The following is a 1,265-nucleotide window of genomic DNA, read 5'->3' as shown; positions in this document are numbered from 1 at the left end:
ATGCAGTTCACGCTTCCGTTGACGCTCTACCTATTATCCTCTCTGGATAGCACTTTTACAAAATCGGGATGCTCCCATTACAGATTTGGGCAACTTGGTTATTTTATGCAGTTTTAGTAGATTTAGGTGATGCGGTAGCTGATGAACTAGCTCTACCTTTTGAGCAGATTTCTTTAGAAATGATTTATCGCGGTCTTTATCATTTTACTATGGCTCATCATAAAGGTAAAGCAACAGATCCAATCAAGTATTTTGCTGACCCCCAAAATCGAGATTTAGGCATTATTAAACAGCAGCGAAAACCGAATGTTAAGTTAATTATTGCCCCTTTTCCTGAAAAGCAACGAGGGTCTGACCAATTCTTTTTTAAGAACTCTCCGAAAGCCTCTTGACAAAAGACTTACAGCCTTAACTTGTCACCAATGGTTGGCATCCAAGAAATGAGCAGTGGGAATATCTCATTAATTGGACAGGTGGCGATTCTGCTGACTGGATGTATCCATGTTTTGACGAAACCTTGATTGACGAGTCTAGTTTGAGGCTTGTTAGTCATGACTAAACCCATCGTTAGCTACCGTCGCATTGACCAATTAAAGGCGATCGCCTTTGACCGTGGCTTCACCAACGAAGACGCCAGACAGTTTGGAAAACTCAGCAAAACTGCCACATGGGAAGCGCTGCTAGAACTGTACCTCGTTGACGGTGAATCGCTAGACACAGTGCTAGACCATTTGTGACAAGTTAAGAAAAAGTGCAAATTGTCAAGGGGTATACAAAAGAAAGGTAAAATAGGATGAAACCTTTGTCAGGCAAGCATTTGAGCCATAATTGAACCAGTTATGACTAGCAAAAAACGCATCAACCGAGATCATGCAAAGAAAAAAAATCGTCCCCAAGTAGAAAACGAAGCGATCGCGAATTACCTGGAAGATTTATTAATTCCGGCAATGGCGGCCCAAAAAACTTTTTATCGCCAACTAAATTTAAGAGATAGAATTCTAACACTACCATTAATGATGGCAGCAATATTAAGTTTACTATGGCGATCCGTACCAGGAGTAACAGAATTAACCCGATTATTAAATAAAGAAGGATTTTTATGGTGTCAGCCACAAGAAATTAGTCAACAAGCATTGTCACAAAGATTTTTAACTTTTCCATCAATTTTATTTGAAAAAGTATTTAAAGACAATACTCCGGACAGTTTTTAAGCAGCCAGAGTACCATAAGACAAGACTGAAGGAAGGTTAGGGTGATTTAAAATC

General features: G+C 39.4%; 1 protein-coding gene and 2 pseudogenes. All 3 read left to right on the top strand.

Annotated elements, in window-relative coordinates:
• Positions 1–77: 77 nt before the first annotated feature.
• Positions 78–392 (top strand): annotated as a pseudogene (locus tag QT973_RS26950) (IS4 family transposase); the annotation flags it as partial.
• Between the two features lie 159 nt (positions 393–551).
• Entirely contained in the window at positions 552–737 is a 186-nt protein-coding gene (locus QT973_RS26945) for a hypothetical protein (protein WP_333212856.1), read from the top strand.
• Positions 738–839: 102 nt separating this feature from the next.
• Positions 840–1,199: pseudogene (locus QT973_RS26940) on the top strand (hypothetical protein); the annotation flags it as partial.
• Between the last annotated feature and the right edge of the window lie 66 nt (positions 1,200–1,265).

Origin of the sequence: Microcoleus sp. Z1_A1 (assembly GCF_036700305.1) — a bacterium.
In the GTDB taxonomy this organism is placed as follows: Bacteria; Cyanobacteriota; Cyanobacteriia; order Cyanobacteriales; family Microcoleaceae; genus Microcoleus.
The sequence above is the reverse complement of the archived record's forward strand: the minus strand, read 5'-3'. Positions and strand labels throughout refer to the sequence as shown.

Excerpts from the sequence above, each read along its gene's own strand:
- QT973_RS26945 (WP_333212856.1), top strand. The coding sequence starts at position 552 with ATGACTAAACCCATCGTTAGCTACCGTCGCATTGACCAATTAAAGGCG.